The organism is Salipiger sp. CCB-MM3 (genome assembly GCF_001687105.1).
Lineage (GTDB): Bacteria > Pseudomonadota > Alphaproteobacteria > Rhodobacterales > Rhodobacteraceae > Salipiger.
Map to the genome: position 1 here is coordinate 838733 of NZ_CP014596.1, position 12717 is coordinate 851449.

10 protein-coding genes are annotated in these 12717 nt (G+C 63.9%); 3 read left to right on the top strand and 7 right to left on the bottom strand.

Annotated elements, in window-relative coordinates; translation table 11 throughout:
• Positions 1-94: 94 nt before the first annotated feature.
• A complete protein-coding gene (locus tag AYJ57_RS17610) occupies positions 95-1039 on the bottom strand; it encodes a LysR family transcriptional regulator (protein WP_217621118.1) in 945 nt (314 codons plus the stop codon).
• A 93-nt stretch (positions 1040-1132) separates the two neighbouring features.
• Between AYJ57_RS17610 and AYJ57_RS17615 the strand changes: the two genes are divergently transcribed.
• Positions 1133-2293: an MFS transporter gene (locus tag AYJ57_RS17615; RefSeq protein WP_066109024.1), complete on the top strand. Its 1161-nt coding sequence runs from the start codon at positions 1133-1135 to the stop codon at positions 2291-2293.
• 91 nt (positions 2294-2384) lie between these two features.
• Here AYJ57_RS17615 and AYJ57_RS17620 read toward each other — a convergent pair whose 3' ends face one another.
• Complete coding sequence (locus tag AYJ57_RS17620; RefSeq protein WP_237220222.1) at positions 2385-3710, bottom strand: MFS transporter; 1326 nt, start codon at positions 3708-3710, stop codon at positions 2385-2387.
• 96 nt (positions 3711-3806) lie between these two features.
• Between AYJ57_RS17620 and AYJ57_RS17625 the strand changes: the two genes are divergently transcribed.
• Positions 3807-4694 carry a LysR family transcriptional regulator gene (locus tag AYJ57_RS17625; RefSeq protein ID WP_066109029.1) on the top strand — a complete coding sequence of 296 codons (888 nt, stop codon included), beginning with the start codon at positions 3807-3809 and terminating at the stop codon, positions 4692-4694.
• A gap of 91 nt (positions 4695-4785) precedes the next feature.
• Here the strand turns inward: AYJ57_RS17625 and AYJ57_RS17630 are convergent, their stop codons facing one another.
• From AYJ57_RS17630 to AYJ57_RS17650, 5 genes are all read right to left on the bottom strand, one after another.
• Positions 4786-6060, bottom strand: coding sequence for a M20 family metallopeptidase (locus AYJ57_RS17630; RefSeq protein ID WP_066109032.1), 1275 nt, complete (start codon positions 6058-6060; stop codon positions 4786-4788).
• Positions 6061-6140: 80 nt separating this feature from the next.
• Positions 6141-7739 carry an ATP-binding cassette domain-containing protein gene (locus tag AYJ57_RS17635; protein ID WP_066109035.1) on the bottom strand — a complete coding sequence of 533 codons (1599 nt, stop codon included), beginning with the start codon at positions 7737-7739 and terminating at the stop codon, positions 6141-6143.
• Positions 7736-8578, bottom strand: a complete 843-nt coding sequence (locus AYJ57_RS17640; protein WP_083191341.1) for an ABC transporter permease — start codon at positions 8576-8578, stop codon at positions 7736-7738. The genes AYJ57_RS17635 and AYJ57_RS17640 overlap by 4 nt, the downstream gene beginning before the upstream one ends.
• Entirely contained in the window at positions 8568-9518 is a 951-nt protein-coding gene (locus tag AYJ57_RS17645) for an ABC transporter permease (RefSeq protein ID WP_066109038.1), read from the bottom strand. The genes AYJ57_RS17640 and AYJ57_RS17645 overlap by 11 nt, the downstream gene beginning before the upstream one ends.
• A 15-nt stretch (positions 9519-9533) precedes the next feature.
• Positions 9534-11075 carry an ABC transporter substrate-binding protein gene (locus AYJ57_RS17650; RefSeq protein ID WP_066109040.1) on the bottom strand — a complete coding sequence of 514 codons (1542 nt, stop codon included), beginning with the start codon at positions 11073-11075 and terminating at the stop codon, positions 9534-9536.
• Between the two features lie 404 nt (positions 11076-11479).
• Here AYJ57_RS17650 and AYJ57_RS17655 point away from each other — a divergent pair, with 404 nt between their 5' ends.
• Positions 11480-12433, top strand: a complete 954-nt coding sequence (locus tag AYJ57_RS17655; RefSeq protein ID WP_066109043.1) for a helix-turn-helix domain-containing protein — start codon at positions 11480-11482, stop codon at positions 12431-12433.
• Positions 12434-12717 lie beyond the last annotated feature (284 nt).

The window sequence follows — 12717 nt, forward strand, 5'->3', positions numbered from 1 at the left end:
GGCGACAGGGGCAATTTCATCCTCTGCTACGCTGCCGACAAACCTCGATCAAACTCGCGAACGAGACCTATCTGAGGGCCTGATCCGGAAGCCGCTATTGGCCTGACCGCGTCCCCATCCTGTCGGCCAGGAAATCAACCAAGGCCCGCACCCGGGCGGGGATCGGGTCCCCGCCGACGAATAAGGCGTGAACTTCATGGCCTTCGTCGATGGTGTCGCCCGGGAGCACTTCACGCAGGCGGCCAGCTGCCAGGTCGTCTTCCACGGCAAAGCGTGCCACGCGTGCAATTCCGAGGCCGGAAACCGCCAGCATTCCGAGCGCTTCGCCGCTATTGGCGGTGAACCTGCCGCTGACGTGAACCTCGGTTCGCCTGCCTTGGCTGCAAAAGGGCCAACGGGATCGGGATGGATCGAAGTTGAACAGCAGGCAGTCGTGGCTCCGCAGGTCCTCGGGCTTTGCCGGCGTCCCCCTTGCGTCCAGATACGAGGGGGCGGCGACCACGACCATCGGCTCTTCTCCCAGTTTGCGGGCGGTCAGCCCGCTGTCCGGAAGGCGTCCGAACCGGATTGCGACATCCGTGGCGCCCCGAGCGGGGTCTTCCGTCAGGTCGGTCAGCGTCAGGTCGATGTCGACCGCCGGGTAGAGCCGGGCAAATTCCTCCAGTTGAGGCACGATCCGCAGCCGGCCATGCGAGACGGCCGCCGACACCCTAAGCAGGCCCGAAGGCGCCAGTCCCGCGGTGATCTCATCCTCCGCCCGATCAAGCTCGGCGAGGATCTTGCGCGCGAGGACGGCGTAGCGCTGCCCCTCCTGTGTGAGCTTGAGAGATCGCGTGGAGCGCGTGAGCAGGCGCACCCCCAGCCTGGCCTCACACCTGTCTAGCGTGCGGCTTATGCCTGAGGGGGTCATACCGAGGCGCCGCGCGGCGCCGGAAAAGCTGCCTTCCTCGAGGCTTGCGAGAAAGGCTTCCATTTCCCCGAAGCGGTCAGATTGCGAGGTCATCTTTGCCCATGCCTCAAAAATGAAGTGCTGCGACAAGCTCTAATCCCGGGGCCCGAGTTCGTCCAGTTTGCCGTGAACGCAGACATCGGGTGTCAGGTCGGCACCCAGAGACATACGAAAGACGACAGAATGAAGCTAAATCCTGCCCTTGCGGCACTCTCCCTCGGCTCATTCGCGATCGGATTGACGGAATTCTCTCCTATGGGCCTTCTGCCCGTGATCGCGAACGACCTTGCAATCTCCATCCCCACCGCGGGTCTGATCGTGACGGCCTATGCCTTCGGCGTGATGGTCTTTGCGCCGATTGTCACGCTCGCGGCGGGCCGAATGGCGCGCAACCGGTTGTTGATCCTGCTGGCCGTGATCCTCGCCGCGGGTAACGTCATGGCCGCGATTGCGCCGAGCTATGAGGTTCTGCTCGCGGCGCGGGTCATTACGGCTCTCTGCCAGGGCACGTTCTTCGGTGTCGGCTCCATTGTTGCCGCTGGCCTCGTCGCGCCGGGCCGCCAGGCGGGCGCCGTGGCGGCGGTCTTCATGGGCCTTACCGTGGCGAACGTCGCCGGGGTTCCCGCCTTGACCTACCTTGGCGATTTGACCGGCTGGCGCGTGCCTTTCATGTTCATCGCCGCCCTGGGGCTCGTCACGGCCTTCGCCTTGATGAAGGCGCTGCCGCATCTGCCGGCCTCTGGGGACACCAACGCCAAGGCCGAGATCCGGGTCATGTTGCGCCGGCCCGTGCTCGCTGCCCTGGGCATGACGGTGCTGACCTCGACCGGTCAGTTCACCGTCTTCACCTATGTCGCTCCGATGCTACAGGACGGCGTCGGCGCCTCTGCCGCCTTGGTGACCATCGCGCTGATCGTCGTTGGCCTCGGCATGACGGTGGGCAATCACTTCGGCGGGATCGCTGCGGACAAGTCGCTGCGCGGCACCTTGATCGGCACGCTTGTGGCCCTGATCGTGCTTCTCGGCACAATGTCGGTGCTCCACACCTATCTGATCGCCATGCTGGTGCTGCTGTTTGTCTGGGGCGGGCTTTGCTTTGCCCTGGTGCCGACGATGCAGATGCGGGTGATGGGCGCGGCGCAAGACGCCCCGAGCCTCGCTTCTTCCGTCAACATCGGCGCTTTCAATCTCGGCAATGGTCTTGGTGCCGTGGTCGGCGGTGCGGTGATCCGGGCGGGGTATGACTACGCCGCGGTGCCGCTGGCTAGCGCGGTCGTCTTCGCTATTCCCCTTGTCCTCGTGCTCCTTCAGGGGCGCCGCGGGATGGAGGCCGTGCGCGCCTGACCAAGGCGTCCGCGAGACGAGACGGTCGAGGCTCCGCTGTGGAGAGGAGGGCTTCAAGTTCCCAGTCGAGAGCGCGCCTAAAGACTGGAAATCAGGCCTCCGCCGATGTGGCGGCGGCCTGTTGTTCAGTGAAGCCACGTCCGACAGCGCGCCAGGCGAGGCCCGAAAGCGCGACCGCTATGATGCCCGCGATCACGAAAGGCAGTTGGAGGGCAAGCGGACGTCCCAGCGATGGCTCCGCGAGTTTGACAATCCATCCGGAAAGCGCCAGCCCTACCGGCATCATGCCCCAAGACGTCAGCCGGTAGAGCGATGTCACCCGTCCAAGAATTTCGTCGGGCACCATCCGCTGCCGGAACGCGGCCGAAACGGAATCCCAGGTCACGCCGAAGAGGCCGAAGCCCGCGAGCAGAAGTGCGAGCGACACAGGCCCCGGCATCAGAGGGACGAACAGGAAGCTGGCCGAGCCTAGCAGGAGCGCCCATTGGGCGGTGCGTCCCCGACCGAAACGCATTGCGAGCCGTCCACCCGCCAGGCCCCCCGCGATCCCGCCGACCGCGGCGGCGGCAAGCACGGCCCCATAGGCGCGCGCGCCGGTGCCCAGATTTTCCTGCATGTGCAGCACCAGAGCGATCATCATCATCTGGTGGCACATGTTCCAAAGGCCGGTAAGCAACGCCAACATGCGCAGCATCGGGGCCCGCAGGAGGAAGCCAAGGCCCTCACGGAACTCGCGCTTCCAGTTCCGGTTGGCGTATTGCGCTCCACGCGAAGCGAGCGGGATGCGCGACAAGAGCATGACGGCACAGGCGTAGGCCAGCATGTTGAAGACGAAGGGCACTGCCAAGGCCTCTGCGATCAGGAAGGCGCCAAGCGCGGGTCCGGCCAGAGAATTTGCGGTAAGCTCCGCGCTCCACAGCCTGCCATTGGCCATCTCGAGATCTGCGGCGGGCACGATGGATGGCACGACAGTCTGGGCAGCATTGTCGCGAAAGACCTCTGCCGCGCCGATCATCAGGGCGCAGCCGGCGAGGATGGCAAAGAGCAGCGCATCGGCGACGCCTGTCTCCGGCGGCGGGGCCAGCGGCGCGGCGCGGGAGATCGCCAGGGCCGCGACCGCGAACGCTGCGGCGCGCAGCACGTCGGCCCCGAGGATCAGCGATCTGCGGCTGACCCTGTCGGTGATGATCCCGGCGGGAATGGCGAAGATCGCCCAGGGCAAGCGCAGCGCCACGGGGATCATTGCGACAAGCAATGGGTCACGGGTCAGCAGTGTGCCAATCCAGGCCCAGACCACCACCGCTACCCCATCCCCAAGGTTGCTGAGGCCGCTTGCGGCGATGAAACGGTTCAGGGTGGATCGGTTCGCAGCGCTGGTCATGATCTTTTGTCCCAACAAGGAGCAGGCGCGCGTCATCTGGGAAGCTACGCAATGAGTTGTATGCGGTTTCTCTATCCAGTGGCCCGAGGATGCGCTACTCGGGAATAATAATCGGACGATAGGTGAACTATCATGCAATCCCCTGGCCGAGTAGCGCAGCCCTCGCTCACCGCGCTGCGCGCTTTCGATCAGACCGCGCGCCATGGCAGCTTTGCCGAAGCGGCGCGGGCGCTGAATGTCACGCAGGCGGCGGTGGCGCAGCAGGTCCGCGCGCTCGAGGCCGATCTTGGCGTGCCCCTTGCCCGGCGAGCGGGCCGCCGGGTCGAGTTGACCGAGACTGGCCGCCGTTTCGCGACTGCCCTGGCCGAGGGATTCGACGCGATCAGGTGGGCTGTTGCGGATATGCGCGCGGAACAGGCGGCGCTGCCGGTCCGTCTGGGAACGACAATCTATCTGTCGCAGACCGTCATCCTCCCGCGGTTGCATGAGTTCTGGCACCAGCATCCCGGCGTAAGTGTCTCGGTGCAGCCTTCGCCGGACGTGGCGGCGCTGCAGAGCGAGCAGCTCGACCTTGCGATCTGCGCGGGCCGCACGAAGCCTGACTGGCCGGGGTATGACATGGAGCTCCTGCTGGAATGCCCTCTGCTGCCGGTCGCCGCGCCGCGGCTTCTGCAAGATGGTCGCGCGCCGGGCGATCTGCCTTGGGTCTGGACGGCGGGTGACGCGGGCGAGGAGACGCTGCTTCGGGAGATGGGGCTCGACCCGGCCGCGCTGCGAAACGTCGATTTGGGGTCACCCTTCCTTCAGCTTTCTGCGGTGCAACAGGGGCTGGGTGCGGCTTTCGTGCCGGAAATCATCATCGGCAGCGAGCTTGCGGAGGGGCGTCTTAGAGTGCTTCCGCGGCCCCAGGGTCTGGAGGGATGGGGCACTCGCTATTATCTCGCGATCCCGTCGGGACCGCTCCGGAGCAATGTCCGGTTGTTCGTTGACTGGCTGCGCAAGACGCTTCCCAGCAGGTGAGGAGGCCGTTTGAAGCGCCCCCGTGTTTATCAGACGGAGCGGACCGCGCGCGGATTGGGAGGAGCGGCCTCTCGGCCGCTCCGATTTCGTTTCAGGCGTCCCGGTTGCAGTAGTCGATCGCCGTCTTCACCAGAATACGGCTGTGCGCTTCCATATCGTCTATGCTCATGAACTCGTCGGCAAAGGCGCTGCGGATGCCGTTCGGATGGCCCGGTCCGAAGAGAACGCAGGGGATACCGAACTTCCACAGATGCGATGTGTCGTCGCCCGAGTAGGAGCCCGGGTTATGCACGCCCACCAGTTCCGGGGCCTCGCCCATGATCTGTGTGCGGTTTTCGACTACCAGCTGGACGATCTCCTCGTCGGCGTCGATCTCGTAGGGCTCGTGGCCCTTGGTAAGGCCGGTCCCGAAAAAGGCGGGAGCAGGGATGTCGATCTTGTATTCAAGTTCGGGGTCGTCCGACGCGACCTTGTCGATGGCACGCTTGAGATCTGCGGTGACGGACTCGATTGTCTGGCCCGGCAGGAAGCGCACGTCGCACAGGATGGTGGCATAGTCCGAAACGTAGTTCGGCCCCTTGAGATTGTAGTCCGTGCCGCGCCCGGCAATCACCGCGCCAACGTGGATGCAGGGGATATCGGGCAGGTCCGCGCGCGGCTCATAGGTGAACTCGATGGCGTCGATCGCCGGGATCACCTTGAGCATCTTCTGGATCGCGTCCACTGCGTTGTGCTTGTACATGATGTGCTCGGTCTTGCCTGTGATCGACACGCCGAAGATCGCGGTGCCGACGTTCATGGTCAGCACATTCCATGTTCCGAAGGGTTCGCAGCAGATCGCGGCATCGGTGCGGTAGCCGGTTTTCAGCAGCTCTTCCATGCCGTATCCGCCCTGAAGCTCGCCGCAGACCAGCGCCACTACGAGATCACCCTTGAGCTTGACGCCAGACTTGCGGATTGCCTCGGCCGCTTCGATCAGAGCCGCATCGGGGCCCTTCATGTTGATGATACCCGCACCGTAGAGCTTATCTCCGTCTATATGCGGTTCGAAGGGATCCCGGCTCCAGCCGAATGTGGTGACAGGGTCGGTGTCGAGGTGGCCGTTGAGCATCAGACTGCGCCCGCCGCCGGTGCCCTTGAGCGTGGCGACAACCTGCGCAAGGCCATGATCCAGCTCGTGCAACCAAACCTCGTATCCGCGTGCGCGGAACCATTCGGCCATTTTGTGTGCGAGCGCCGCCTCGGCGCCCTTCACGCTGTTGCTGCGCACCATGTCGCAGGCGATATCGACCATCTCTGCACGGTCGACATGCTCGAGCGCTTTGGTCGTATCCGCATCGAAAGTCTTGGTGATGGGGGAGTTCATCTTCGTTTCCTCATCTGGTTGTGGTTGAAAGTCATGCCGCCGCCGTGCCGCAAACAGGGAACACGGCCCGGCAGCGGCACTTACTGCACCCTTAGGGTGCTCGACGCCGAAATCAGGTCGCGCACGTAGCCGTGGGCAGGACGCAGGAAGATCTCCTCCGTCGGGCCTGTTTCGACGATCCGACCTTGCAGCATCACCGCCACGCGGTCGGCGATGTATCGAACGACACCAAGGTCATGGGTGACGAAGAGGATCGTCATCCGGTGCCGCTCGCGCAAATCGAGCATGAGTTCGAGGATCGCCTTCTGCACCGAGACGTCGAGAGCAGAGGTCGGCTCGTCGAGGATCATGATCGACGGATCCTGTGCCAGCGCGCGGGCGATGCTGACGCGCTGGCGCTCGCCACCCGAAAGTTGGCCAGGGCGACGGGAGAGGTAGGTTTCTGGCAGCTGCACGTCGCGCAGGAGGGCGCGGGCCCGGCCATCGCGCTCGGTACGTGGAACCCCACGGAGCTTCAGCGTGCGCTTCAGCATCCAGCCGATGCTGCGCGCCGGGTTGAGGGTGCTGGTCGGATCCTGGAAGACCATTGCAATGCTTGCGCTGCGCGGGCGGGCAGGGCGGATATCGATGGAATCGGGCCGGTCTGGCGCGTGCAATCCGGTGAGCACCCGGCTGAGTGTGGTCTTGCCCGAGCCACTTTCCCCGACAAGGGCGAGGATTTCTCCCTCGCGCAGCTCGAAAGACACCTTATCGAGCCCTTTCACCTGCCGCCCGTGGGAGCCACGGAAGGTGACGTCTAGGTCACTGACCTGCAGAACTTGCCGAGGCGTGGGCGCCTCTCCGACAGGCGCGCGAGTGCGTCCCCCGTGTGCTAGGTCTCCCTTGGGGATCGCGTCAATCAGCTTCCGGGTATAGGCGTGGCGTGGCGCTCCGAAGACTGCGCGGCTCGGGCCTTCCTCCACCAACTCACCCCTGAGCATCACCATCACTCGGTCGGCGTGGCGCGAGACCAGCCCGAGGTTGTGGCTGATCAGAATGATCGCTGTGCCGGTTTCGGCGCGCAGCCGATCTATCAGTTCGAGGATTGCGCGCTCAGTGCGCACGTCGAGACCGGTGGTCGGCTCGTCCATGATGATCACGTCGGGCTCGTTGGCCAAAGCCATGGCGATTACCACCCGCTGCAGTTGTCCGCCCGACAGCTGGTGCGGGTATCGCGTGCCAATGCGCTCGGGTTCCGGCAGGCGGACTTGGCGGAAGATTGCGATGGCGCGCTTGGCGGCCGCGTCCCGATCTCTCGAACTGCCGCGAATTGCCTCGCGTAGCTGTGCGCCGACGGTCATCAGAGGGTTCAGCGCAGTCATCGGGCTCTGATAAACCATCGAGATCCGCTGGCCCCACCATTTCCGTCGCTCAGTCGCACTGGCCTGACTGGTCTCACGACCGGCGATCGACAGGCGCTCGTAGATCAGGCGCGCCGTGGCGGGCAGGTAGCCGATGAGCGCAAGGCCCAGTGTCGACTTGCCCGAACCGGATTCACCGACAATGGCAAGGCATTCGCCCTTGCCCAGCCGCAGGGACACGTTCTTGACGGCCATCGGCCCGGAGGTGCCGTAGCGAACCGTTAAGTCGTTCACTTGGACCACTCGGGTCGCGTCGAGGGTTTGGGACAACACGTTCATGTGGTGAGCTCGTCGATCAGGATGTTGACGCAAAGTACGAGGAGGACGATCGCAGCGGTCGGGCCGATCGCTAGCCAAGGCGCAGTGGTGAGAAAGCCATTGGCCTCGCTTATCATCAGGCCCCAATCCGGGGTCGGCGGCTGCACTCCAAGCCCGAGAAAGCCGAGAGCCGCGAGGTTGAGCAGTGTGTAACTGACCCGGATTCCAGCCTCGACGCCGAGCACCGGCATCATGTTCGGCAGCATCTCGTAGAACATGATGCCCAAGGCGCGCTCGTTGCGAAGACGGGCAGCGTCGACGAAGGGCAGATGGGCGACCTGCATGGCGGCGGTGCGGGCAACGCGCGACACTGGCGGGACGAACATCACCGTGATCGCCAGGACCAGAACGTCGAGGCCGCTGCCGAAGACCGCAAGAACGAGAAGTGCGATTAACAACGAGGGCAGTGCCAGCAGAACGTCCATGACGCGCATCAGGACGAGGTCGACCGTTCCGCCGCAATAACCGCAGACCAGTCCGATCAGCGTTCCGAGGGTCATTGCGCTGAGCGTACAGATCGCGGTCAGCGTCAGTGTCGTGCGGCCACCGGTCAACACGCGGGTCAGGATATCCCGTCCAAAGAGATCGGTGCCCAGCCAATGCGCGACAGACGGGCCCTTCAGGGCTTCGGCAGGAGCGATGTTGAAGGCATCGTAGGGGGAAACCGAAGGCCCGATCGCAATCATTGCGACGAGGACCAGCAGCAGGCCGAGGGCGATCTGGGCGGCGGGGCTTAGGCGCCGGAAGGCCGGGAAGACCGGGAGCGGGAGCCGTGGCTTTCGAAGGGTCTCAGCGACCATGCGGTACACTCCTCAGTCGGGGGTCGAGGCTGATGATGACGAGATCGGCGACGAGGTTGCCGAGGCAGACGACCACGGCCACCGCAAGCACCGCCGCTTGCAGCAATGCGATGTCGCGGTTCTGCACGGCGAAGACGATCAGGCTGCCCAAGCCCTGGAAGGAAAACAGCGTCTCGACCACAGCGAGGCTGCCGAACATCCAGCCGAAGTTGAGCCCGACGGCGCTGATCGCCGGCGGCACAGCGTTGGGAAAGACATGACGCAGCACGACGCGTCGCTCGGCAATACCCTTGAGCCGGGCGGTGCGCACGAAGTCGCGGCGCAACGTCGTCACCGTGCCCGACCGCATGAGCCTTCCAACCTGCGCCAGCATGAGCAAGGTCAGGGTGAGCACTGGCAGCACTAGAACCACCGGCTCTGCCAAGGGGGAGGCGTCGGTTATGCTGGCGGCGGGTACGAGGTGTAGAATGTCGGCCAGAACCGTGATCAGCAGCACGCCCACCACGAACTCGGGAACCGAGATGCCAAGCAACCCGACGACGGTCATAAGGTGATCAGGCAAACGGTTGCGGAACAGCCCCGACAATGTGCCCATCAGCAGCGCGCAAGGTACGCTCAGCAGCATCGCGGCAATGGTCAGGATCGCGCTCTGTTGCAGCCGCTGGAGCACGATCGGACCGATCGGGCCGTTAAAGCTCGTCGAGACGCCGAAATCCCCCTGCACGGCTCCGACGAGCCAGCGCAGATAGCGCAGGGCGAGCGGCTGATCGAGGCCCAGCTGCGCGCGCAGCGCAGCCAGGTTCTCGTCGTTGGCGTAGAGGTTTAACCGCATCTGCGCGGCGTCATTTGGCAGGAACGATCCCATCACGAAGATGAGGAGCGAGATTGCCAGGAGTGTGCCGAAAAGAAAGGCCAACCGTGACAGGAGGAACCGCGACATAAGAACGCCTCCGGTTCAAACCAGGGTGACGTATTTGAAGTCATGGAAGCCGCGGGGGAAGGGATGGAAGCCCCGCACCTTGTCCGACAGAGCCACGACGAGCGGCGTCTCATAGGGCACCAGGATGTAGCCGCGCCGCGCGGTGAGTTCTTGCAACTTGGTATAGATTTCCGCGCGCTTCTCGGGATCGAGTTCGGTTTTGCCTGCAAGGATAAGCGCGTCGATCTCCGGGTCCGAGAAATAGGGCGGTTCGCTGGCGCCGCCATTGAACGAGCCGTTCGACTCGTAGAAGGGGGCGATCGAGGCGTCGGCTCCCAGCTGCAGTCCCCAGAAGAAGGTCACGAGCTCCTTTTTGCGGTATCCCTGCGTGCCCAGATCGCCATTGGACCAGGTCACGATGCTCAGCCGGATGCCGATCTGCTCGAGCATGGCGGCGTAGGCCACGGTCATCGGCTGCAAGCCGTGCCGGTCATTGGTGGTGTAGATGTTGGCCTCGAAACCGTCGGGGTAGCCGGCCTCGGCCATCAGCGCCTTCGCCTTGTCGACGTCGATCGCAGGAATTGGGAGATCGGCGTCATAGTAGGGGTTTGATGAGAGGATCACGTTGTCGGGCTTGGCCATGGCGAGGCCCGAGTAGGCGATTTGCGCCAAGGCCTCGCGGTCCATCACCAGCCGCATCGCATCGCGCACCCGGGCGTCGGAGAAGCGCGCGTCCGAGGTGTTGATGTAGATGCTGTGAAAACCGGCACCGTTGGAGCGGACGACATCGACACCGGGAGAGTTTTCCAGCACGGGAACGAATTGGGGCGCGACCGAGGGGATCATGTCGACCTGGCCGCCGCGCAGCAGCGACACCTGCGAATTGCCCTGCGCGACGGTCTCCTGGCGGATCACGTCGAGACCGACAGCCTCGGGATTCCGGTAGCTTTTGTTCGCGCGATAGACGATGACACTGCCCGGGATCATTTGCTCAAGGAGGAATGGGCCGGTCCCGTCGGGGGCAGAGGCGAGGCTCTCGGCTGTTGCCCCTTCCGGCACGATCGAGCCGTAGTTGATGGCCAGCGCAGTCAAGAAGTCGGCGTAGGGGTATTTGAGTGTGAATTCGACCTGATGCGCGTCGAGCGCCTTCACGCCTGCCACCGCATCGAAGAAGCTGGTGCCGTTGAGCGCCTCTTCTGGGTTGGTCAACCGCTCGAAGGTGTAGACTACGTCGCTCGCGCCGAAGGGTTTTCCAGAGTGAAAAGTTGCGCCGTCCACGAGGTCGAAGGTCCAGACCAAACCGTCCTCCGAGGTCGACCAGCTACGCGCCAGAAGCGGCTTTGGCACGAGGTTTTCGTCGAATTCTGTCAGTGTCTCGTAGACGAGACGGGTGAACTGGAATTCATCGAGCAAGTTTTGGGCTGCGGGGTCGAGGATTTGGGAGGCCCCAGTCCAGGCCATACGGAGTGTCTTCTCTCCGGGCCCGGCGATGGCCGGACCGGAGGCGAGCCCAAGTCCTGTGACGGTGGAGGTGGCGCCTGCAAGGCGCAAGAAATCACGGCGGAAAAGACCCTTCATCTGGGGAACTCCCTTGGCGGATTGCTGTTGGAATACGTGGCGTTGTTCTTGTCCCCCGAGAGTTCCCCAGCGCCGCGATTTTCGGAATTGTCCCCCGTGCCACTTCTTTTGCCTCAGAGTGCCAGCCGGTTCGGAGGTGCCGTTTGTGACTGTTCGGGCGCTGAAATGGCGTTGACGGGGCGGTTGGAGCGGCTTGTCTGGTTTCGTGTTTGATTATTTTTTTGTCATAGGGCCGATTCCGTGGGCATTGCGCGCGTGCCGATGCCGCGGGATCAGGGAAACGCGGCGGTGCCACATTTTGTGACATGACAGCTGGGTCATAGGGTCGGCTGTTTCCTTGGCATTCCTTGCGCGGAGATGGCCTGCCCGTCCTGCCGCGCCGCTCTTGCCGAAGGAGAGCCGCGATGAGCATCGCCCTGAACACCAGCACCTGCAGCCCGAACGAGCGCTTGGTGTGCTGGCACGAGCTGATTAACCAGCACCACATATCGGTCGAGAGCGGTCCTCTAAGCCCGGTCGCCGCGACGAACGCCCCAGATTTCGTGGGTGTCGGTCAGATCGACGAATGGGCGTCGATGCAAGTCCTGAAGAGCCGGACCAGCGCAGTGACCTACACGCATGGCGTCGGACAGCTGCGCAGCGCGTCGCACGACGATTTCATCTGCATGCTTGTGATCGCTGGAGCTGGGGTCTTCGAGATCAACGGCAGCAAGCGTGACTTTGGGCAGGGGGATCTGCTCTTCTACGACAGCTTGCAGCTTTACACGCTGTATTTTCCGCAAGGCACCACGACGATCACGCTGCGTATTCCCCGGCCGATGATCCTGAGCCGCGTACCGCAGGCCGATGGGCAGATGGCGCTGCGGATGGAAGCCGAACGGCCCATGGTCCGGGTCATGTCGGGACTGCTGAAGGGAATCGCTGAACTGGACGGCTATCCTGACCCGGCGCATTGCCGTGAGGCGGAGGCGCCGATCCTTGATGTGCTGTGCCTTGCGGTACGGGAGAGCTATGGAGAAACCCGCCGGGCCTCGCCGGGGCAGGGGCGGCTGTTGTCGCGGATCAAGTCGGACCTCATACACCATCTCGGAGAAAGCGAGCTGAGCATTCGCCATATTGCCGAAATGTATGATGTCTCGCCGCGCACGCTGAACAGGCTCTTCTCGGCCGAGGGTACCACAGTGATGCGCTGGGTATGGGAGCAGCGGCTGCTGGCAAGCTATCGTGCGCTGTCGGACGGATCCGTCCGACAGGTCACCGAGGCGGCCTACGTTTTCGGCTTCAAAGATGTGTCCCACTTCACCCGAGCCTTCAAACGTGAGTTTCAGCTTGCGCCTAGCTCGCTGCTGACCTCCTGAAACTGCCTGAACGCAGGCACCCGTCGTTGGCGTCGCCGGTGGCCCGGGGGCGGCGCGGAGCTGCGCGCTGCGGACAGGGCGACATTCGGCGCGCCTGATGCGTGGATCCCGCGCACGACCTTACCAGGAGCGTGGCCCGCTCAGTCAGGTGAATTGGCGCGTGGGTGCAGGCTCTGATTTCCGAGTGGATCTACGCTTGACCCTAGGGCCAGCGCTGCCGCGGCTCCGATGCGGGAAGCGCCCCGAGAGCTCGGGATTAGAAACGCCCGAACGTTTCAAGAAGA

Excerpts from the sequence above, each read along its gene's own strand:
- AYJ57_RS17635 (WP_066109035.1), bottom strand. The coding sequence starts at position 7,739 with ATGAACGTGTTGTCCCAAACCCTCGACGCGACCCGAGTGGTCCAAGTG.
- AYJ57_RS17650 (WP_066109040.1), bottom strand. The coding sequence starts at position 11,075 with ATGAAGGGTCTTTTCCGCCGTGATTTCTTGCGCCTTGCAGGCGCCACC.
- AYJ57_RS17625 (WP_066109029.1), top strand. The coding sequence starts at position 3,807 with ATGCAATCCCCTGGCCGAGTAGCGCAGCCCTCGCTCACCGCGCTGCGC.
- AYJ57_RS17615 (WP_066109024.1), top strand. The coding sequence starts at position 1,133 with ATGAAGCTAAATCCTGCCCTTGCGGCACTCTCCCTCGGCTCATTCGCG.
- AYJ57_RS17620 (WP_237220222.1), bottom strand. The coding sequence starts at position 3,710 with ATGACGCGCGCCTGCTCCTTGTTGGGACAAAAGATCATGACCAGCGCT.
- AYJ57_RS17630 (WP_066109032.1), bottom strand. The coding sequence starts at position 6,060 with ATGAACTCCCCCATCACCAAGACTTTCGATGCGGATACGACCAAAGCG.
- AYJ57_RS17655 (WP_066109043.1), top strand. The coding sequence starts at position 11,480 with ATGAGCATCGCCCTGAACACCAGCACCTGCAGCCCGAACGAGCGCTTG.
- AYJ57_RS17645 (WP_066109038.1), bottom strand. The coding sequence starts at position 9,518 with ATGTCGCGGTTCCTCCTGTCACGGTTGGCCTTTCTTTTCGGCACACTC.
- AYJ57_RS17640 (WP_083191341.1), bottom strand. The coding sequence starts at position 8,578 with ATGGTCGCTGAGACCCTTCGAAAGCCACGGCTCCCGCTCCCGGTCTTC.